This window comes from Desulfovibrio sp. MES5 (assembly GCF_002237645.1).
Taxonomy (GTDB): domain Bacteria; phylum Desulfobacterota; class Desulfovibrionia; order Desulfovibrionales; family Desulfovibrionaceae; genus Desulfovibrio.
This window is the reverse complement of the sequence record NZ_MJUZ01000041.1, coordinates 39,498-59,234: the sequence shown is the minus strand read 5'-3', so window position 1 is coordinate 59,234 and position 19,737 is coordinate 39,498. Positions and strand designations below refer to the sequence as shown.

The following is a 19,737-nucleotide window of genomic DNA, read 5'->3' as shown; positions in this document are numbered from 1 at the left end:
ATCTGCTCTAGATCTCAAAAAGCCGGGGAGAAGGCCCCCGGTCCGCCGGGGACGGTTCTTCCCCGCCAGACTTCAAGGGGTAGTTTCATGAAAGCGCAGTGGCGACTGCTGGATTTGCCGCCCATGACAGCGGCGGAAAACATGGCTCTGGATGAAGTGCTGGTGGAGGTGCGCGGAAGCGGACACTCCAGGGATACCCTGCGTTTTCTGCAGTTCCGCCCGGCAACGGTGCTGGTGGGTTTTCATCAGTCCTTGCAGGAAGAAGTGCGCCTGTCCTACTGCCGTGAAAACGGCATTGACGTGAACCGGCGCATCACGGGCGGCGGCGGCCTGCTTTTTGACGAAAACCAGCTCGGCTGGGAGATCATTTGCGCCAAATCCTTTTTTGGCGTGGGCATACCCAACGCCAATTTGTTCCGCCGCCTGTGCGCGCCCACCATCACGGCCCTGCGCGGCATGGGCATTGACGCGGCCTTCAGGCCCCGCAACGACATCGAGGTTGCAGGCCGCAAAATTTCGGGCACGGGCGGCACGGACTGCGAGTCGGCCTTTTTGTTCCAGGGCACTTTGCTGGTGGATTTTGACATTGAAACCATGCTCAAATGCCTGCGCGTGCCTGTGGAAAAGCTCAAGGCCAAGGAAATAGATTCCATCAAAAAAAGGGTGACCTGCCTTGCCTGGGAACTGGGCCGCGTGCCCGAAACCAGGGAGGTGAAGCGCAACCTTGTGGAGGCCTTTGAGCAGCATATGGGCATCACGCTCAGGCCTGGCGGCCTCACGGCTGAAGAAGAGGATCTGCTGGCCCAAAAGCTGCCGTATTTCCGCTCGCAGGAGTGGATAGACATGGTGCGCCCCACCTATGAAAAAACAGAGGTGGTGCAGGGCGCGCGCAAGTCTCCTTTCGGTCTTGTGCGCGTGACCATGCAGTTGAACATGCCGCGCAAAACGCTCAAGAATATTTATATTACCGGCGATTTTCTGTCTTTTCCGTCGCGGGCGCTTTTTGATCTTGAGGCCGCCCTGCGCGGGCAACTTCTGGACGTCGATCATCTATGCGGCATTATTACTGATTTCTTCAGAGCTGGCAAAATAGCCATACCGGATATGGGGGCGGAAGATATCTGCATCCCCCTGCGCATGGCTATGGAAAAGGCCGCCATTGCCCGTCACGGCATCCCCCTTGAGCACTGCAACCGCATCTTTACCACCAACGGCAGTTTTGACGAGGTGCTGGCGGCGGGGCCGCAGGCGCTGCTTTTGCCGTATTGCGCCAAACTCAAGGACTGCGACCTGCGCTTTACCCGGGCGTGCCGCGCTTGCGGCGAGTGCGTTGTGGGCGATGCCTGGACCTTGGGGCGCGAACGCAAATGGCGCACTGTCTGCATCACCAGCTTCGAGCATCTCATGCAGGAGCTGGAGAAAATGAAAGGACAGGGCGTGCCCGCCTTTATTGGTTGCTGCTGCCAGCCTTTCTACATCAAGCATGTGGAGGATTTCGCCCGTCTTGGTCTGCCGGGCATCCTCATCGATATCGAAAATACCACCTGCTATGACCTTGACCAGAGCGAAGCCGCCCACAGGGGCGAATTCTCCAGCCAGACCATGCTGAACATGGCGCTGCTGCATGACATTCTCCGGGTTGCCGAACAGGCCGAATTGTCTGGACAGGCTGGGCAGCAGGGCATGACGGAAGGCGCGTCAGGCGTCACTACCGGTGTCGCATCCGCTGCAGCAGCTGGTGCAGAAAAAGCGGGAGGGACGCATGCTGCACTATGACGTGCTGATTGTGGGCGCAGGCCCCGCCGGTTCCAGCGCCGCCAGGGCCGCCGCGCAGGCCGGAGCTTCCGTGGCCCTTGTGGAGCGCCGCAACGCGGTGGGCGTACCCGTGCGCTGCGCCGAGTACATACCCGCCATGCTGGTGGGGCAGGCTGACGTGGGCAAGGACTATATCTCCCAGGCCACGCTAGGCATGCGCAGTTATCTGCACGGCCACCGCATTCAGGACATGGCGGCTCCGGGCTATGTCATCCACCGGGACAAATTCGATCAGGCGCTGACCAGCGCCGCTGCGGCTGCCGGGGCTCATGTGCTGCTGGGGCACTGCGTCCTTGGCCGTGAAGGGGGGCAGGGCGGTTGTGTTGTACTGTCCACGCCAGCTGGCGGGGTTATCAGCATAAGGGCCAAGGTCATCATCGGGGCAGACGGCCCGCATTCACGCGTGGCCCAGTGGGTCGGGCTGCCCAATACCCATTGCCTGCCGTCCATACAGGTGCGCCTGCCCCTGCGCAAACCGCTGGAGCATACCTGCATATATTTTGATGAAAGCATCACTGCCGGCTATGCCTGGCTCTTCCCCAAGGGGGATGTCGCCAATGTGGGGCTCGGCATGCTGCGGCAAAGAAACACGCCCGGCCTGCGCCGGGTGCTGCGGCGTTTTGTGCGCGGTCTGTCGGCCCTTGGACTGGTGCGCGACGAACCCCTGTCGTTCACGGGCGGCTGGATACCCGCCGGGCCGCCCAGGCCCTGCGTATCGGGCGACGTTCTGCTGGCCGGAGACGCTGCGGGGCATACCCACCCCATAACCGGAGCGGGCATCTTTCAGGCCGTCATGGGCGGGCAGATGGCTGGCCGCTGGGCGGCACGCGCCGTTCGGGAGAACCGCCTGGATGTTTTGCAGGGCTACGCGGACGAATGGAACGATTTTTACGGCGACGTTCTGTCCCACGCCTACAAGCGCAGGCTGGACTGGGAAGGGTACAGCGGCGTGCTGGATCAGTCCATAAACAGATTCTGGATAGGATTCAGGGAATACTATGCGGCCTCTTGACCACTGGGACGATCTGCAGCTGGAGCAGGCCCGTGAGCTTTCCTGGGCGCGGCACGGCAAAAAAATACTGTTCTACCTGCCAGGCATGTTTGTGCGCGACGGCGTGCAGGGGCAATACCCCGCGCTTTCCGTCACTGGCCGTGACTGCGCACAGCACTGCGCCCACTGCGGCGGCGCGCTGTTGCAGAGCATGCCCGACGTGAGCAGGCCCGGCAGTCTGCTGGAAAAATGCAGGGAGCTCGAGGCGCGGGGCGTGCAGGGCGTGCTGCTTTCCGGCGGCTGTGATGGCCGGGGACGGGTTCCGTGGCAGAATTTCATCCGCGCCATTGCCGAGGTGAAGCGGCAGACCGGGCTTTTTGTGTCCGTCCACTGCGGCATGCTGGATGCGGCCACCGCGCGAGACCTGAAAAGCGCCGGAGCGGATCAGGCCCTCATTGACATCATCGGCAGCGCCGAAACGTATTACAAGGTCTATCACCTTGAAGACGGCCCGGAACTGCTGGACAGCAGTCTTGACGCGCTGGCCCGGGCAGGGCTGCCGGTGGTGCCGCACATTGTGGCCGGGCTGCATTTCGGCAGGCTGCTGGGCGAAAACTGGGCTTTGGAAATCGTTGCCCGGCGTCCGCCAGCCCTGCTGGTCATCGTGGCCTGCATGAACCTGCCCGGCACGGACATGGCGGCCATGACCCCGCCAGGAGCCCGCGAAGTCTGCGGCGTCATTTTGCGGGCACGGGAACTCATGCCGGATACGGAAATAAGCCTGGGCTGCGCCCGCCCCCGCAAGGGCGCAGCCGATCTGGAAGAACTGGCCCTGCTGGCCGGGGTCAACCGCATGGCCCTGCCTTCGCAGGAGGCCGTGGCCATGGCCGCCGGTATGGGGCTTGAGGCGCAGTTTCGCAAAACCTGCTGCTCGGTCCGTCTGGGCGAGGGTACGGCTGGCTGGTGAAAAGCCGGTACGAAAGAATATCCGTTCACGCACACTACGTGACGGGCGTATGGAAAAAACGTCTGCTTGAGGGCAGTCAGCGAGGATATTATGAGCCAAGCCACTGAATTGAAAAGTCAATGTTCCCCCAATCAGGGCCTTTGCGGTCAGGAACCCGCGCCAGAAAGCCCTGATGTCGTGCGCATGAGCCTTGCGGCTGCCATGACGCTGGACTTCGCGCCGGGCAGCTTTTACCGCAATGCCTGTCTTTCGTGCGTCAATCTTCTTCTGACCTACCGCTCGGGATGCGCGGCCCGCTGTTCCTACTGCGGTCTCTCAGGAGCCAAGGAAAAGCGCCCCATCAAGAGCTTCATCCGCGTAAGCTGGCCTTCCTTTACCGTGGATGAAATCATTGCGGGCATTTTGCGGCGTCAGGAGCGCGTCAAGCGCATCTGCATATCCATGCTTACCAACAGCCGCGCCCCGCGCGACGCGGCGGACATCTGCCGCCGTTTGCGCGCCGCCGTGGACATTCCGGTTTCCCTGCTCATCTCGCCAACCATCCTGACGCGCCGCCATCTGGAAGAATTCCGTGACGCCGGAGCGGACAAGATCGGCGTGGCCGTCGACCTCGCCACGCCGGAGCTCTTTGCCCGGTACCGTGGGGCCGGGGTAGGGGGGCCGCACTCCTGGGAGCGCTACTGGCAATGCCTGGAAGAAAGCCTGGATGTTTTCGGCAAGGGCATGGCCGGTTCACACTTTATGGTCGGCATGGGTGAAACGGAAGAAGAGATGAGCCGCGCCATGCAGCGCGTGCATGATATGGGCGGCAATACGCATCTGTTTTCGTTTTTTCCCGAAGGGGGATCGCCCCTGGCCGAACAACTGCCGCCGCCCATTGATCAGTACCGCCGCATCCAGCTGGCGCGCTGGCTCATTGACCACGACCATGCCCGGGCTGAAGCCTTCACCTACAACCAGCGCCGGGCCATCACCGGGTACGGACTGCCAAAGGACGCGCTGGAAGGCTTCATCAACACTGGCGAGCCCTTCCGCACCTGCGGCTGCACGGGCCGCAACGGCGAGGTGGCCTGCAACCGCCCCTACGCCAATTCGCGCCCCGGCCCTGGCATTCGCAACTATCCTTTCAAGCCGGAAGAGGCGGACGTGCGCCATATCCGCCTGCAACTGGGTTTGCCTTTGTAATTTGCGGCAAAGGCCGCAGGGCCTTTTTCGCAACCTGCGAATCTGGGACAGGATCGGGCAGGCATCCTGTTCCGGTTCGCAGCTGGAACATGCAACTTTTTTCAACGTTACATGCTTTGTCCTGCACGAGAGTGCAGCGCGCCACAATGTGGCGTAGATTTTACCGAAAGTCACATCGTTCGGCAGAACGACAGCTTTGAAATGTGAAATATTTCAAAGTTGATCTGGTCTAGAGCGTTGGCGAATGAAATGAGTTAACTGCTCTGCAAGGATTTTTCAGGAAAATCCTTGCCACGAAATGCGAGCAGGCAGGCTTTTGCCTGCCGTGCGCGAGCATTTCAAGTGTCAAATGCTCTAGATGTCGAGTGCCGCGTTGAGTGGGCGGCACGGGCCGCGCCGGTTTACCCCTCCGACGCGGCCCATTCTTTGACGCCGTAAGAGGAGAGGAGTAAAAAGCACGCATGACCTTGATCTGCCTTGGCGACAGCCTCACATATGGTTTCGGTATTCCCCGTCCTCGAGTCTGGCCTTCATTGCTGGCCAAAACCACAGGCATGAAGGTGCTCAACTGGGGCATTAACGGCGATACCACTGGCGGCATGTTGGCCCGGTTTCAAGCCCACAGCGCCGTTAAAGACGCTCACGCGGCCATTTTGATGGGCGGCTTCAACGATCTCGCCCTGGGCGCGGACCTTGGCGTGGTAAAAGCCAATATGTTCGCCCTGGTACAGCAATGCTTCAGTGTCCGCATCAAGCCGGTGCTCGGCATTCCCATCCCCGTGCGTCATCCCATCACCTTTCCCCTGCTGGCCAGTATGGATGTGGAGCGGGCCTGCGCCGCCTATGACGGATTGCGGCCCTGGCTGCACAGCCTGGCCGAAGACTTTTCCTTGCCTGTAGTGGATTTTTTTCGGCGTTTTGAAGAGTTTTTAGTCTCTGCGGCCCTCAACGGCAGGGAATATTTTGACGCCCTGTACACTGACGGTCTGCACGCCAGCGAGGCCGGGCACGCCCTCATGGCGCAAGAAGCCGCACGGGCGCTGCATACTGTCTGATCACTCCCGCACACGGGCGGCATCCAGTTTCCCTTGCTTCAGGACGCTGCCGCCCCCGATCTCCAGGGGCTAGCTCCACTACCTGACGCGCTGGCAGCCTCTGACCTTCGGCACGCTGGCTGACCCTTGCGCCGTGCCCCCAATCTTTCAGACTGTGGAGCCGGTCTTGCTGCCATTGGCTGTTCACACATAACCAGCCTGTGTTCATGAATCCTGAGTCATTCGGACTTTGCAGCGCGCATGTGCCCGCGCGCCCGGAGTATGCCCCTCAGACCCATCATGTCGCCGTATTCTTCAAGCGATTATAGTATATTACCCTTAAAAAAGGTGCATGCGGCAACGCTGCACGGCAGTGCACCGCGACGCATCGTGCGTGGATTCTGCCTAAAATCGCATTTTCCGGAAGAATGACAGATTGAAATGTGCAGCATTTCAACGTTGATCTGGTCTGTGCGCTATTTTTGCGCCCGCCAATCTGCCGACCTACGGCCGTACTATATGATTCAAACCCATCAGTATCTTGCTACCGGCGATCCTGCCCATAAGACGTATGCCGCCACTCTTTTACAGACCGAGGGGAGGTGAAGGCATGATAATTGGCTGTAAATATATAACACACCTAAATATTTAAGCTTTACAATATTGTATGTTGTATATCCTATTGCCGTACTCTGGGTTGATTGTGTTAAAAATATTCAATAGTTAATAGAGTATGTATTACTAATGATTTTGTATAAATTAAAACTATCACTAGCGGAAACTGTACGTGAAAAAAATAATTTAATTGCATTGATTCTTCTTTCTGTGTTTCATTTAACTCATAAATGAAAAGAGTATGAGAGGGTGACAATGCTCAGGGGAATGGTTTTTTCCATGGCAGTTATTGCCGCAATTTTTTGCCTTCATTTGGCAATGAATATGAGCGTGTCGCAATCCCGTTGTATAATGCCGTACTATGAGTTTACAACACAGCAGAATTCCTGCCTTTCACTTATTGCAATAGTTGATATGAATGTACATGGTCCGCCAGGCATTGGTGCTGACAACGCAAAAGAGTCTTCAAGCAGATCGGCAATCCTTGAAAACGCCATGCCCGGATGGGCAAAGTATGATGCTGAAGACTTGCCCCAAGTTAAACATGCTTTTTCGAAAATATTTCACAAAGACCCCGTCGAAAACTCTGGATTATCCCCTCTGTCCGACACTCCCCCGTGGCCGGACAAAAGCAAGCTTCGCAATTTACGCCCTCCCGTCCGGGCTGCCCCGCATGCCTGACAACAAATCTGCCTGATTTACCACAAGCACACGCAAAACTGAGACAGCACATGTCCCGGTCCGGTTCCGTGGCAAAAGCTCCCGGCTGTAAAGCCGCGTAGCCTCTGATTGCTGTTTCTAAATAACACGCCTTCAACTGTATTTACTTAAAGGTGGAACGTATGCTTAAGTATTTGAAAGTACTTTATGTACAAGTGTTGATTGCAATTATGATCGGTATTTTGCTGGGGCATTTCTATCCGCAGATGGCGGTAAAAATGCAGCCGCTGGGCAAAATGTTCATCAACCTGATCAAAATGATCATCGCGCCGCTCATTTTCTCCACAGTTGTGACGGGCATTGCGGGCATGAACGACATCAAGGCCGTGGGTAAAACGGGCGGTCTCGCACTCGTATACTTTACAGGCATTACCCTGCTGGCCCTGGTTATCGGCCTGGTGGTCGTCAATCTGGTTCAGCCCGGCGCGGGCATGAATGTTGACGTAAGCACCTTTGACGCCGCCGACAAGAGCATTGCCGCCCAATACGCCGGCAAGGCCAAAGACAATAATCTCATCAACTTTTTCATGAATATTATTCCGCATACCTTTGTTTCTGCATTTACCAGCGGCGAGATATTGCAGGTCCTGCTTGTGGCCATCATCTTCGCCTTTGCCCTGAATTTCAGCGGCGCCAAGGGCCAGCTGTGCTTTGATCTCATCAAGAGCCTTTCTGAAGTACTTTTCAAGGTCATCAATATCATCATGCGCGTCGCGCCCATTGGCGCTTTTGGCGCAATGGCCTTCACCATCGGCAAGGAAGGGATAGGTTCAGTACTGGCGCTGGGTGAGCTGATACTGTGTTTTTACGCCACCAGTATCATGTTTGTGGTGCTGGTTCTTGGCGTTGTGGGCATATTCAGCGGATTCAGCATCTTCAAGTTCGTCCGGTACATTAAAGAAGAGTTGTTTATCGTCCTTGGCACGTCATCCTCCGAATCCGTGCTGCCCAATATGCTGCGCAAGATGGAGAAAGTGGGCTGCAACAAGAGCGTCGTGGACCTGGTTATTCCGGCGGGCTACTCCTTTAACCTGGACGGCACGGCCATCTACCTGACCATGGCAGCTGTATTTTTGGCCCAAGCCACCAATACGCCCATGACCATAGGCGAAGAACTCGTGCTTCTTGGCATCCTGCTGATTTCATCAAAAGGCGCGGCGGCAGTCACTGGCGGCGGATTTATCGTGCTGGCGGGCACATTGAGTTCTGTTGGCAAGATTCCCCCGGAAAGCATCGCCGTTATTTTTGGTATTGACCGCTTTATGTCCGAGGCGCGCGCGCTGACCAACCTTGTGGGCAACGGCGTTGCCACCATTTTTATTGCCAAGATGACCGGCAATCTTGATTCCGAAAAGCTGCGCCGCGAGCTTAATGGACACAAGGCGGAACTCGAAATGGATGACGATGCCGCAACGGAGATTGTCGCAAGCAAGGCGGACGTCTGATTCTCTTTCGAGCTGATGGCGCGCTGGGCGTCCACTGAAGAGGCACAAGCGAACAGACTGGGAGAGTCATGAAAGAAATTCATTATAACGACATAGCGCAGGCAGTGGCGCGTCTGGCCATCGAGGCCTGCTACCGTCTGCCTGCGGATATGGTTGAAGCCATGCGTAAATCCCGCGAGACCGAGCCATCGCCCGTGGGCCGCAACATACTTGATCAGTTACTGGAAAATGCGGGCATTGCCGCTGAAGGGCAGATTCCCTTGTGTCAGGACACAGGAATCACAGTGGTTTTTGCCGAGATAGGGCAGGATGTACACATAGTGGGCGGCGCTTTTGAAGACGCCGTCAATGAGGGGGTTCGGCGGGGGTACACGGACGGCTATTTGCGCAAATCCTGTGTGTTCGAGCCGTTGTTTGAGCGCAAGAATACAGGGGATAACACCCCGGCCGTCCTGCATTCCCGCATGGTGCCAGGCGACAGGCTGCGCCTGCGTCTGGCGCCCAAGGGGGCAGGTTCGGAGAATAAAAGCGTACTCAAAATGCTTGTGCCCGCCGACGGCATTGATGGGGTACGCAAGGTGGTTCTGGACGCCGTTCTGGCGGCTGGCCCCAATTCCTGTCCGCCGCTTGTCGTGGGCGTGGGCATTGGCGGCACTATGGAACTGGCCGCCCTTTGCGCCAAGCGCGCCGCGGCCCGTGACCTTGAAAGCCATAACGCGGATGCGCGCTATGCGGCCTTTGAGGATGAACTGCTTGAGATGGTCAATAAAACCGGCGTCGGCCCTCAGGGGCTTGGCGGCGTGACCACGGCCCTCAAGGTGCATGTGGAGTGGGCCCCGACCCATATAGCCTCGTTGCCGGTGGCCGTAAACATCAACTGCCACGCGGCGCGCCACGCCGAAATCGTCCTGTAGGGGGGGCCATGTCTGACCAAGTCAAAAAAATACGTGCTCCTTTTGACGAAACTACGGCTCGCTCCCTGCGTGCTGGCGACAGGGTGCTTATTTCGGGCACCATCCTGGCCGCGCGTGATGCGGCCCATAAAAGGCTGGTGGAAACACTGGACAGGGGGGAACCCCTGCCGGTGGATCTGGAAGGGGCGGTTGTCTATTACGTGGGGCCAAGCCCGGCCCGTCCCGGGCATGCCATCGGGGCGGCCGGGCCGACGACTTCAGGCCGTATGGACGCCTATACTCCCCGCCTGCTGAAGCAGGGTCTCAAGGGCATGATTGGCAAGGGCTACCGCGGCCCTGACGTTATAAAGGCTATGGAAGAACTTGGCGTTCCCTACCTGGCCGCCGTGGGCGGCGCGGGAGCGCTCATTGCCCGCAGCATCAAGAAGTATACGGTGCTGGCCTATGAGGATCTGGGGCCCGAAGCGGTCGCCGCAATGGAGGTGGAGGATTTTCCCGCCATTGTGGTTATCGACAGTTTGGGCGGCAATTACTACGAGGCTGGCCAGGCGCCGTACCGAAGCATCTGATGTGTATGTGGCGCGTCCATAGACTGTTTACGTATCATTGCACAAGGAGTTCATATGGCTTTGAGCAGAAATTCCGCTGAGGGCAAAACCCGTCTGGATTTCTGGCAGGCCGCCACCGGCGCTTTTTTGGCGCTGTTTGTGTGCGTGCACCTGCTGCTGGAGGGGACGGTGGTGTTAAGCCCTGCGCTGACCAATGGCATAGCCTGGTTTCTTGAGGCCACATGGTTGACCCATCTGGTGGCCCCTATCATTCTTCTGATGGTTGTTTTTCATTTTTATATCGCGGCACGCAAGATGCCCTTTCGCGCGCATGAGCTTGGCATTTTTGTGCAGCACAGCAAAAGCCTGAAGGATTTTGACACATGGCTGTGGCTGGTGCAGGTCTTTACGGCTATCGTCATCCTGCTCGGCGTATTTTATCACGTATACGCGATCATGACTGACCTTCCCATCAATGTGGCAGGCAGCGCCAAGCGCCTGCACAGCGGCTGGCTGGCCTTCTATGTTGTCTTTTTGCCCTGCGTCATCCTGCATACGGGCATAGGCGTGTACCGCATCGCCGTGAAGTACGGCATCTGCGTCAAGAGCGCGAAGGACATGTGCCGCAAGTGGATTTGGATTGTCATGGGCTGTTATCTGTTGCTCGGCTCGCTGGCCTTGGCCCGCGTCTGGTTTCAGGGATAGGGGGGCGTATGCGTATTTTTGAAAGTGACGTCTTGTGCATTGGCGCTGGTCTGGCCGGTGAGCGTGTGGCGGTGGAGGCCGCACAGGCTGGCTTCAGCGTTATCTGTCTTTCCGTGGTGCCGCCCAAACGCTCGCACTCCTCTGCCGCCATGGGCGGCATGCAGGCGGCCCTGGGCAACTCGATCATGGGCGAGGGCGACTGCCCCGAAATCCATTTTAACGATACAGTGAAGGGCTCTGACTGGGGCTGCGACCAGGAGGTGGCCCGCCTGTTCGCTGAAACCGGCCCCATAGCCATGCGCGAAATGGCCTGGATGGGCGTGCCCTGGAGCCGCGTCGTGCCCGGCGAGCACTCCTACTACAAGGGCGGCAAGCCTTTTCAGGCTACGGAAAAAAAGGAAAATGAGGGGCTTATCCATTCCCGCGCGTTTGGCGGCACCGCCAAATGGCGTACCTGCTATACCTCGGACGGCACAGGCCATGCCGTGCTCTTCACCCTGGACAGCCGCCTGCTGCAACTGGGTGTGAACGTGCACGACCGCATGCAGGCCGAAGTGCTGGTGCACGATGGTCAGCGCTGCATGGGCTGCGTGGCCCGCGACCTGCGCACCGGTGAACTGGTAGGGTACTTCGCCAAGGCAACGCTTATAGCCACGGGTGGCTACGGCCGTATTTACCGGGCCACCACCAACGCCATCATCTGCGATGGCGGCGGGCAGATCGCGGCCCTTGAAACGGGCGTGGTGCCTCTGGGTAATATGGAGGCCGTGCAGTTTCACCCCACAGGCACGGTACCCACGGACATTCTGGTGACCGAAGGCTGCCGCGGCGATGGCGGCACCCTGCTGGACGTGAATGAATATCGCTTTATGCCGGATTATGAGCCGGATAAGGCCGAGCTTGCCTCGCGTGACGTGGTGTCGCGCCGCATGACCGAACATATGCGCAAGGGCTTTGGCGTGCCCAGCCCCTACGGGGAGCATCTCTGGCTGGACATCCGGCACCTGGGCGAAAAGCACATCACCACCAACCTGCGCGAAGTGTATGACATCTCCACCCATTTCCTTGGCGTGAACCCCATACACCAGCTCATCCCGGTGCGGCCCACCCATCACTACAGCATGGGCGGCGTGCGCATCAACAAGGATGGCCACGCATACGGACTTGAGGGGCTGTTCTCCGCCGGCGAGGCTGCCTGCTGGGACATGCACGGCTTCAACCGCCTGGGCGGCAACTCCCTGGCTGAAACCATCGTTTCCGGGCGCATTGTGGGCAAAAAGCTGGTGGAGTTCCTGCAAGGCTACGAAACCGTGTTCTCCACAGCCGAAATGAAGGCCGCCTCCATCAAGGTCAAGGACCGCATCGCTGCGCTGCTGCGCGGCACGGGCGACGACTGCTACACCCTGCGCAACGAGATGCAGGACGTAATGATGGAACACGTCGGCATCTTCCGTAATGGCAAGGATCTTGAGGCGGGCGTCGTCAAGCTGCAAAACCTGCTGGAGCGCTGCAAAAACATGCGCCTTGCCAGCGGCGACATCCCCGGCCCCAATGCGGAGCTCTCAATGGCCCTGCGGGTGCCCGGCATGCTCAAGCTGGCCCTGTGCACGGCCTACGGCGCGCTTATGCGCACTGAAAGCCGTGGGGCGCACGCGCGCGAGGACCATCCGGAACGCAACGACAAGGACTGGCTTGTGCGCACCCTGGCCTACTGGAACGAAGGCGACAGCCTCCCCACACTCCGGTATGAGCCTGCCACGCCATTCTTCATTCTGCCTCCGGGCGACCGGGGCTATGGCGGCGGCAAGATCATCCAGGGCGACATCAGGGAAGACCAGATCGTTCCCTACGACCAGAAAGGCTAAGGGAGGCAAGCTCAATGGGACGCAATCTTACGTTTGAGATATTCCGCTATAATCCACTGGATGCCGGTTCTTACCCGCATATGCAAAGGTTTCAGCTTGAAGAGCATCCAAGCATGACGCTCTTTATCGCGCTGAATCTTATCCGCGAAAAGCAGGACGCCTCCTTGCAGTTTGATTTCTGCTGCCGCGCGGGCATCTGCGGCTCCTGCGGCATGGTGATCAATGGGCGGCCCGGCCTGGCATGCCATACGCAAACCTGTGACCTGCCGGACCACATAACCCTGCATCCCCTGCCGGTCTTCAAGCTGCTGGGCGACCTCTCTGTGGACACGGGCACGTGGTTTCGCAATGTGGGCCAGAAGATCGAATCGTGGATACACACCAGCAAGGAGTTTGATCCAACGGCACAGGAAGAACGCATGGACAACGAGCTCGCCACCCAGATATTCGAGCTGGACAGGTGCATCGAGTGCGGCTGCTGCGTGGCGGCCTGCGGCACGGCCCGTATGCGTGAAGACTTCATCGGGGCCACGGCCATCAACCGCATGGCGCGCTTCTATATTGATCCCCGGGACAACCGCACTCCGGCCGATTACTATGACCTGATCGGCGACGACCAGGGTGTTTTCGGCTGCATGGGTCTGCTGGCCTGCGACAGCGTGTGCCCCAAGCAACTGCCCCTGCACGACCAGCTGGGCATCATGCGGCGTATGGTGAGTATGGAATCTGTGCGGGGCATCCTGCCGGAATTCCTGCGTAAAAAAATGCAGGGCTGCGGCCATTCGCATTGCAGCGGCAAGGACTAGGCATACTCACCGTGAAGCTGCTCTGGTACCCGCGTGAGCGGTGCCCGCCGTGAAGGCGTAAGGAAACGCTGATTTATTTTGTTTGGCGGCGTTGCTTCACTTTTTTGAAACAGTCGAGGACGGAAGAGTCCACTCCTGCTTTAAAAAAAGAGCGCGCCTTGCCAAACGAAATAACTGCGCATTTCCCGGAGGCTCTTTAATCAGTGCTTCCATAAGTACAGCCTGCACGCTGTTACGAGCCGTAATGGTCGAGCCGTAACCTTTGGGAATGCATAGCCTTAAAGATAACCCGTTCTAGCTGCGCGCCAACAGGAACGAATCGGGCCTGTTGGCGCAACTACATAGAATATCAGAATATGCTAGGAGAAACTCATGTCCCGTATAAAAAATCTGCGTGAGGATGCGCTAGCCCTGCATAAGGATTTTCAGGGCAAGATTGAAGTGCGCGTAAAGGTGCCCGTGCGTGATGCCGATGATCTCACCCTTGCGTATTCGCCCGGCGTGGCCGAACCCTGCATGGAAATCAACCGTAATCCTGCAATGCTGGACGTATACACCAACCACGGCAACTTTGTCTGCGTGGTGTCCAACGGCACGGCGGTGCTTGGTCTTGGCGACATAGGCCCCGCCGCCGCCATGCCTGTGATGGAGGGCAAGGGCCTGCTGTTCAAGACCTTTGGCGATGTGGACGCCTTTCCCATCTGCGTCGACACCAAGGACACAGCCAAGATCGTCGAGCTTGTGGAACTGATGGCCCCCACCTTTGGCGGCGTGAACCTTGAGGATATCAAGGCGCCGCAATGCTTTATCATTGAGGACGCCCTCAAGAAAAACGGCGTTTTCAAGGGCCCCATCTTCCACGATGATCAGCACGGCACCGCCGTGGTCACCATGGCCGGGCTTATCAATGCCCTCAAGGTCGTCAACAAGAAGCTGGAAGACATTACTGTGGTCACCAGCGGCGCGGGTGCGGCCGGTATTGCCATCATCAAGCTGCTCATGGCCATGGGCCTCAAGAACGTCATCATGTGCGACACGCGCGGGGCCATCTACGAAGGCCGCGCCGAAGGCATGAATCCGTATAAGGAAGAAATAGCCCGGCGCACCAATCCGCAAAAGGTCAAAGGCGGTCTGGCCGAGGCCATCAAGGGGGCGGACGTGTTCATCGGCGTTTCCGCGCCCAACACCCTTACTGAAGACATGATCCGCAGCATGGCCAAGGACCCCATAGTCTTTGCCCAGGCCAACCCCATCCCCGAAATATGGCCCATTCAGCGCGCGCTGGACGCCGGGGCGCGGGTGGTGTCCACGGGGCGTTCAGACTGCCCCAACCAGATAAACAATGTGCTGGCCTTTCCCGGCATCTTCCGTGGCGCTCTGGACGTGGCCGCCACGGATATCAATGACGCCATGAAGATAGCCGCGGCCTACGCCATTGCCGAGCTGGTCAAGCCGGAAGAACTGCGGCCCGACTATATCATACCTTCAACCCTCAACGCCGATGTGGCCCCGTCCGTGGCCGCCGCCACGGCCCGCGCCGCCATTGAAAGCGGCATTGCCCGCAACCCTGTGGACCCGGCCACTGTGGCGGAAAACCTCAAGAAAAGACTTGCCGACCGTAAGTAGAGCCCTGTTGGCTTGAATTGCCCCGGCGGCTGTGAAGGCAGGCTGCCTTTGCGGATTCGCCGTTTCGAAGTCTATGGTTCTGGTTCTTCAGGCACGGCGTGCTACAGCGCAACAACTCCGTGCAAAGACCTTGCATCTTCTTCAGCCGCTGCCCGCATGGGCAGCGGCTGAAGCCGCGTTTGGCGCCCTGTGCTGTTTCTCTATGCAATGACGCCATCTGGGGGAGCAGGCGCTGGCCGTAAAGGGCATGCGCGGGGTACCGCGCGATGCGTACCAGACAGACGTCATAAAACGTTACGAATGCATATGACAGCGTTGATCTGCTCCAGTATGGCGCACGAGCAAGCGCCTGCGTTGCATGATGCACAGCGTTGATGCCTCTGGGACACTGTTCCTGCGAGCTTCCTGTGTTTTGTATCCGGCATGCTGTCGCCAGCCTTTGAAGGATCCTGCAAACACCCCGACCATATGGTCGGGGTGTTTGCGTTTTGGGCAGATTCCAGAGGCTGCCCGGCCAGTCTGCCGAATCCGGGCGCAGAACGCTTTTTTGTTGGCGGGGCAGCCCTGGCCTGCCGCAGTTGAGCCCCAGCAAGGGGATTGGTCCCGAGGGCGGCCCCTTGAGATCAGGTGTGCCCACCGCGCATGCGGGCGGATTACAGGCGCTGTGGCGAAGCCTGCAGAAAATATATCTGATATTTTATATGCCCTGCGAAAACACTGCTGCGTGGGAGCTGAATACTGATAAACGCATAGTAAATGAATATGTTTTGTAACCACAAATGCCATGAGTTCACGTTTTTATAAAATACCGCTACCAAGTTGCGCACTGAAATTAACATCAGTACTCATTTAGAATTAAAATTATTTGACTGTGCATGTTGTGTGTGGAGCGACTGTCCACTGCCTGGGTGCTGACAGCGTTTTCTTTCTGTTATCTCAATAACTGGAGGGCATATGAGATGTAGGCGTGTGGTATCCCTGCTCGCGATACTGCTGTTGCAGACAAGTGGAGCATGGGCGCAGGAGGAGGGGGCTACAGAGGTCTTGTTGACGCCGCTTGAGATGACAGAACCCAAAAACACCATTGACCATATCACCCAGACAGATATGGAAAGAAAGACGGCCATCAATCTGTGGGAAGCCCTCAGGGGGGTGCAGGGCGTATATCTTCAGACATCCGGCGGCCGCAACGAGGGTACCATCAGCATACGCGGCTCAAACCGATATCAGGTCGGCATGTATGTTGACGATATACCCATTGCCACCGCATATCGCAATGAATGGGATTACAATAACACCCTGACCTATGGCCTTGAGTCCATAGAAGTATCAAAAGGCTACAGCTCGCCCTTGCTTGCGAGCAACAACAGCTTGGCGGGCGTGGTAAACCTGCGTACTGCCAAACCCAAAAAAGAATTTGAATTTTCCGCTAAATATCTGAATTTTTTTGACCGCAGGCTGCACGATCAGGGCCGCATGGCTGCCACAAGCATAGGCACGCGGCAAGAGTTCTATTACCTGAAAGGCACCTTTGTGCTCGACAATCAGGATTTTTTCACTCTGCCCGAAGGGTTTGACGCTTCCCCCTACCAGGGTACGGGACGCCGCAAAAACTCCGACCACAAGAACCTCAGCGCCAACATCATCGGCGGCTGGACGCCCAGTGATGATGTGGACATTATGGTCGGTTACATGCGGCAAAGCTCTAAAAAAGGCCAACCCTTTGATGCTGCCGAGTACCGCCGGGGTGCGGACGGCAAGCAGGCATATCCCTATCAACGCTGGTGGTACTGGCCGGAATATGAAACCAGCCGCCTGTACACCAATGCCAATTTCAATCTGAGCAAGCAGGCCCACCTCAAAGCCGTGATGTATTACGACTCGCATCAGGACAAGTCCGAGAGTTATCTCGACATGACCATGTCCAAAAAGGACTATCCTGATAAAAAGTACGACCAGTATACGGTCGGCGGGCAATTGACCTTTGACTATACGTTCAATCCCGCCAACAAGCTGGCGCTCTCTGCCGGTTACCGCATCCTTTCTCATAAAGAGTATAATGATTACGGCGGATTTGATGATACCGGACTGCCCAGTAAGCAAAAAAAGAAAAAGGCCGACATCGGCGATGAGATGGATGAGCACATTTCGGAGGGCTACTGGGACCTTGGCGCGGAATATACCCTCAAGCCCATTGAACGCCTGACGCTTGTTTTTGGCACGAGCCTCAGCACCATGACCCCAATGACTCTTGAAAGCCGCGATCATGTAACCGGCGACATGAATTCGTATAAAAAAGGGCTGGACGACACCAAGAGCCTTTTCAACTACCAGGTGGGCGCGTTCTACGACCTTACCGAAAAGCATGAACTTTTTGCCACGTTTGCGAAAAAGTCCCGTTTCGCAACCATGCGTGAACGCTACTACAGAAACGGCGATGTGCCCACCAATCCGGATCTGAATCCCGAACACGCCTATCATTATGAGCTTGGCTACAAAGGGCTTGTCAGCGACTGGCTCAAGCTCAACACCAGCGTGTACTACAGCGACGTCAGCGACATGATTACGTCCAAGGGCCCCAAGGGGGCAATGTATTTTGAAAATCTTAACAGAGCCACATTCTATGGCTTTGAGGCTGGGGCGGAGGCCGTTATCAACCAGTACCTCAGCGCGGGCGGCGTGTTCAACTACATGCGCTGGGATAACTGCACCAATGATGAAAAGCTTGCGCAACTTCCCGAAATAACAAGTACCCTTTATGGAGTTATTACCCCTGTAGAAGGGTTTTCCATCATCCCCCAGGTCAATATCAGCAGCGGCTTTTACTGGAATACCGCCGCTGATAACCTCCCGTACAGAAAGTCTCCCAATTTCGCCACTGCCGATATCAAGGCGGTGTACGACATCAACAAGAATTTTTCAGTGGAAGCGGGCGTGAAAAACGTGTTTGACCAGGAATATGCGTACAGCGCCTATTATCCGGAACCGGGCCGGAGCTACTTTGTGGGCGTGAGCGCCAATTTCTAGAGCTGTTTCCTTTATGTCTGACCTGTTGCGAACTCTGCCGCTTCAGCCGTTGCCCCGTGTGCAACGGCTGAAGCATATTCTCGCAACATTAGCCGCAGTCGTGCATGCGGCGATGGCCCCGGCGTTTGGCGCGTTTGCCAAGCGCAAAAGTCATGAGCCTGAAGTGGATTTTGAACAATGCGGATAACCCTTGAAAGTAGCATTCTTATTGTGTGAAGGCGCCCGCTTGGGCGCGTAACCGTTGGGGTAAAGCGCTTCGCCTTCACGTCAAGCGCCCGCCCGCATAAACGCCAGAGCGGTTTTGCCGTGAGGCTGCTTTGGCATATCAGTGCTCCGGCCATAATGCGTGGCGGAACGCGCCGGTCTGGCGCTCCGCATGCGTAGAGGCGACCGGGGCGGCATGCTGAAAGGATGGTGCCTGTGCAGATCAGATTCCTTGCCCTAGGGCCGCTTGTGCTGCTTGCCCTGCTTGTCATGCCGTGTCGCGTCAGCGCTGCGGAGGATTCTTTTGCCGCGTCAGAGAGCGGAGCGGCGGTGGAGGATGCGCGCAGCGTGTATTGCGCTACCCCGCCTTCCACATTCACGCTGTACGCCTTTGCGCCGGAACTGCTGGCTGGCTGGAATACGCCCCTCCGGGATTATGAAAAAAAATTCATCCCTGTCCAGTACCACAACCTGCCGGTGCTGGGCGGCTGGTATGGCCAGGGCTTTATCCCTGACAGAGAAATGCTGCTGGCCAGCGGCATCAAAAAAGCCTTTTACCTGTCTATGGGCCCGCACGACCGCCTGCCCATTGAACAAACCCTGACCAGCCTGGGCATGAAGGTAACCAGCGTGCCCGGTTCAAGCCTGGCGGATATGGCCCCCTGTTTTCTGGCCATGGGCCGGGCCTTTGGCCGTGAAGAGCGCGGGGCGGCATTGGCTGCCTATGCATCGCAGACGCTCGAAAAGGTGTCCCGCGCCATGCGGGATCTGCCCAAAGAAAAATGGACAAAGGTTTATGTGGCTCTTGAGGCTGACGGTCTGGCCTCCATCTGCCGTCAGTCGCAGCGGGCGGATGTGTTTGCCGCTGCCGGAGCCCAGAGCGTGCACGACTGCCCGCCCGGAGCGGAGGAAGCCTTTTTGCGCGTTACCTTTGAGCAGCTGATGGCCTATAACCCGGAAGTCATACTGGTTTTCCATCCGGCGCTCATGCGCCGCATCCCCACAGACCCCAAATGGGCGGCCCTTTCCGCCGTGCGTCAGGGCAAGGTGTATTTTATGCCGCGTGGCCCGTTCAGCTGGCTGGAGCGTCCCGCCACCTACATGAGGTTGCTGGGCGTGCAGTGGCTCGCAAACAAGCTGCACCCCGACCTCTACCCTGTGGACATCAACGTGGAGAGCAAGCATTTTATGAAACTTTTTTTCAACCTGGACCTCGATGACACCCAGGTGAACAATTTTTTTGAGCCGTATGGCACATTCTAAAAAAACC

General features: G+C 57.5%; 16 protein-coding genes. All 16 read left to right on the top strand.

Features of this window, described 5'->3' with window-relative positions:
- The first annotated feature begins 87 nt into the window (after window positions 1-87).
- The 16 genes from BCS36_RS10675 (at window position 88) to BCS36_RS10600 (ending at window position 19,730) form a co-directional block, all read left to right on the top strand.
- Entirely contained in the window at window positions 88-1,776 is a 1,689-nt protein-coding gene (locus BCS36_RS10675; RefSeq protein WP_291302878.1) for a DUF116 domain-containing protein, read from the top strand.
- Window positions 1,763-2,827 carry an NAD(P)/FAD-dependent oxidoreductase gene (locus BCS36_RS10670; RefSeq protein WP_291302877.1) on the top strand — a complete coding sequence of 355 codons (1,065 nt, stop codon included), beginning with the start codon at window positions 1,763-1,765 and terminating at the stop codon, window positions 2,825-2,827. The genes BCS36_RS10675 and BCS36_RS10670 overlap by 14 nt, the downstream gene beginning before the upstream one ends.
- Window positions 2,814-3,773: a radical SAM protein gene (locus tag BCS36_RS10665; RefSeq protein WP_291302876.1), complete on the top strand. Its 960-nt coding sequence runs from the start codon at window positions 2,814-2,816 to the stop codon at window positions 3,771-3,773. Before BCS36_RS10670 ends, BCS36_RS10665 begins: the two co-directional genes overlap by 14 nt.
- Before the next feature lie 90 nt (window positions 3,774-3,863).
- A complete protein-coding gene (locus BCS36_RS10660) occupies window positions 3,864-4,958 on the top strand; it encodes a radical SAM protein (protein WP_291302875.1) in 1,095 nt (364 codons plus the stop codon).
- A 461-nt stretch (window positions 4,959-5,419) separates the two neighbouring features.
- Complete coding sequence (locus tag BCS36_RS10655; protein ID WP_291302874.1) at window positions 5,420-6,013, top strand: GDSL-type esterase/lipase family protein; 594 nt, start codon at window positions 5,420-5,422, stop codon at window positions 6,011-6,013.
- Between the two features lie 861 nt (window positions 6,014-6,874).
- Window positions 6,875-7,288, top strand: a complete 414-nt coding sequence (locus tag BCS36_RS10650) for a hypothetical protein (RefSeq protein WP_291302873.1) — start codon at window positions 6,875-6,877, stop codon at window positions 7,286-7,288.
- A 161-nt stretch (window positions 7,289-7,449) separates the two neighbouring features.
- Window positions 7,450-8,772, top strand: a complete 1,323-nt coding sequence (locus BCS36_RS10645) for a dicarboxylate/amino acid:cation symporter (RefSeq protein WP_291302872.1) — start codon at window positions 7,450-7,452, stop codon at window positions 8,770-8,772.
- 68 nt (window positions 8,773-8,840) lie between these two features.
- A complete protein-coding gene (locus tag BCS36_RS10640; protein WP_291302871.1) occupies window positions 8,841-9,686 on the top strand; it encodes a fumarate hydratase in 846 nt (281 codons plus the stop codon).
- An 8-nt stretch (window positions 9,687-9,694) separates the two neighbouring features.
- Window positions 9,695-10,255 carry a Fe-S-containing hydro-lyase gene (locus BCS36_RS10635; RefSeq protein WP_291302870.1) on the top strand — a complete coding sequence of 187 codons (561 nt, stop codon included), beginning with the start codon at window positions 9,695-9,697 and terminating at the stop codon, window positions 10,253-10,255.
- A gap of 54 nt (window positions 10,256-10,309) precedes the next feature.
- On the top strand, window positions 10,310-10,939 hold the full coding sequence (locus BCS36_RS10630) for a succinate dehydrogenase/fumarate reductase transmembrane subunit (protein ID WP_291302869.1): 630 nt from the start codon (window positions 10,310-10,312) through the stop codon (window positions 10,937-10,939).
- A gap of 8 nt (window positions 10,940-10,947) precedes the next feature.
- Entirely contained in the window at window positions 10,948-12,804 is a 1,857-nt protein-coding gene (locus BCS36_RS10625; protein WP_291302868.1) for a fumarate reductase flavoprotein subunit, read from the top strand.
- A 14-nt stretch (window positions 12,805-12,818) separates the two neighbouring features.
- Window positions 12,819-13,610 (top strand): fumarate reductase iron-sulfur subunit, encoded by a 792-nt coding sequence (locus BCS36_RS10620; protein ID WP_291302867.1) that lies wholly within the window; start codon window positions 12,819-12,821, stop codon window positions 13,608-13,610.
- 381 nt (window positions 13,611-13,991) lie between these two features.
- The gene (locus tag BCS36_RS10615; protein ID WP_367209438.1) at window positions 13,992-15,236 is read left to right on the top strand and encodes an NADP-dependent malic enzyme; all 1,245 of its coding nucleotides are present in this window, start codon (window positions 13,992-13,994) and stop codon (window positions 15,234-15,236) included.
- A gap of 1,062 nt (window positions 15,237-16,298) precedes the next feature.
- Window positions 16,299-18,263: a TonB-dependent receptor gene (locus tag BCS36_RS10610; protein ID WP_291302865.1), complete on the top strand. Its 1,965-nt coding sequence runs from the start codon at window positions 16,299-16,301 to the stop codon at window positions 18,261-18,263.
- A 13-nt stretch (window positions 18,264-18,276) separates the two neighbouring features.
- Window positions 18,277-18,450 (top strand): hypothetical protein, encoded by a 174-nt coding sequence (locus BCS36_RS10605; RefSeq protein WP_291302864.1) that lies wholly within the window; start codon window positions 18,277-18,279, stop codon window positions 18,448-18,450.
- A gap of 233 nt (window positions 18,451-18,683) precedes the next feature.
- Window positions 18,684-19,730 carry an ABC transporter substrate-binding protein gene (locus tag BCS36_RS10600; protein ID WP_291302863.1) on the top strand — a complete coding sequence of 349 codons (1,047 nt, stop codon included), beginning with the start codon at window positions 18,684-18,686 and terminating at the stop codon, window positions 19,728-19,730.
- The last annotated feature ends 7 nt before the right edge of the window (window positions 19,731-19,737 follow it).

What these genes read in the sequence shown, in the direction of transcription:
- BCS36_RS10660 (WP_291302875.1), top strand. Translation starts at nt 3,864, where the DNA reads ATGAGCCAAGCCACTGAATTGAAAAGTCAATGTTCCCCCAATCAGGGC.
- BCS36_RS10670 (WP_291302877.1), top strand. Translation starts at nt 1,763, where the DNA reads ATGCTGCACTATGACGTGCTGATTGTGGGCGCAGGCCCCGCCGGTTCC.
- BCS36_RS10640 (WP_291302871.1), top strand. Translation starts at nt 8,841, where the DNA reads ATGAAAGAAATTCATTATAACGACATAGCGCAGGCAGTGGCGCGTCTG.
- BCS36_RS10665 (WP_291302876.1), top strand. Translation starts at nt 2,814, where the DNA reads ATGCGGCCTCTTGACCACTGGGACGATCTGCAGCTGGAGCAGGCCCGT.
- BCS36_RS10630 (WP_291302869.1), top strand. Translation starts at nt 10,310, where the DNA reads ATGGCTTTGAGCAGAAATTCCGCTGAGGGCAAAACCCGTCTGGATTTC.
- BCS36_RS10655 (WP_291302874.1), top strand. Translation starts at nt 5,420, where the DNA reads ATGACCTTGATCTGCCTTGGCGACAGCCTCACATATGGTTTCGGTATT.
- BCS36_RS10620 (WP_291302867.1), top strand. Translation starts at nt 12,819, where the DNA reads ATGGGACGCAATCTTACGTTTGAGATATTCCGCTATAATCCACTGGAT.
- BCS36_RS10650 (WP_291302873.1), top strand. Translation starts at nt 6,875, where the DNA reads ATGGTTTTTTCCATGGCAGTTATTGCCGCAATTTTTTGCCTTCATTTG.
- BCS36_RS10645 (WP_291302872.1), top strand. Translation starts at nt 7,450, where the DNA reads ATGCTTAAGTATTTGAAAGTACTTTATGTACAAGTGTTGATTGCAATT.
- BCS36_RS10610 (WP_291302865.1), top strand. Translation starts at nt 16,299, where the DNA reads ATGACAGAACCCAAAAACACCATTGACCATATCACCCAGACAGATATG.
- BCS36_RS10635 (WP_291302870.1), top strand. Translation starts at nt 9,695, where the DNA reads ATGTCTGACCAAGTCAAAAAAATACGTGCTCCTTTTGACGAAACTACG.
- BCS36_RS10675 (WP_291302878.1), top strand. Translation starts at nt 88, where the DNA reads ATGAAAGCGCAGTGGCGACTGCTGGATTTGCCGCCCATGACAGCGGCG.
- BCS36_RS10605 (WP_291302864.1), top strand. Translation starts at nt 18,277, where the DNA reads ATGTCTGACCTGTTGCGAACTCTGCCGCTTCAGCCGTTGCCCCGTGTG.
- BCS36_RS10625 (WP_291302868.1), top strand. Translation starts at nt 10,948, where the DNA reads ATGCGTATTTTTGAAAGTGACGTCTTGTGCATTGGCGCTGGTCTGGCC.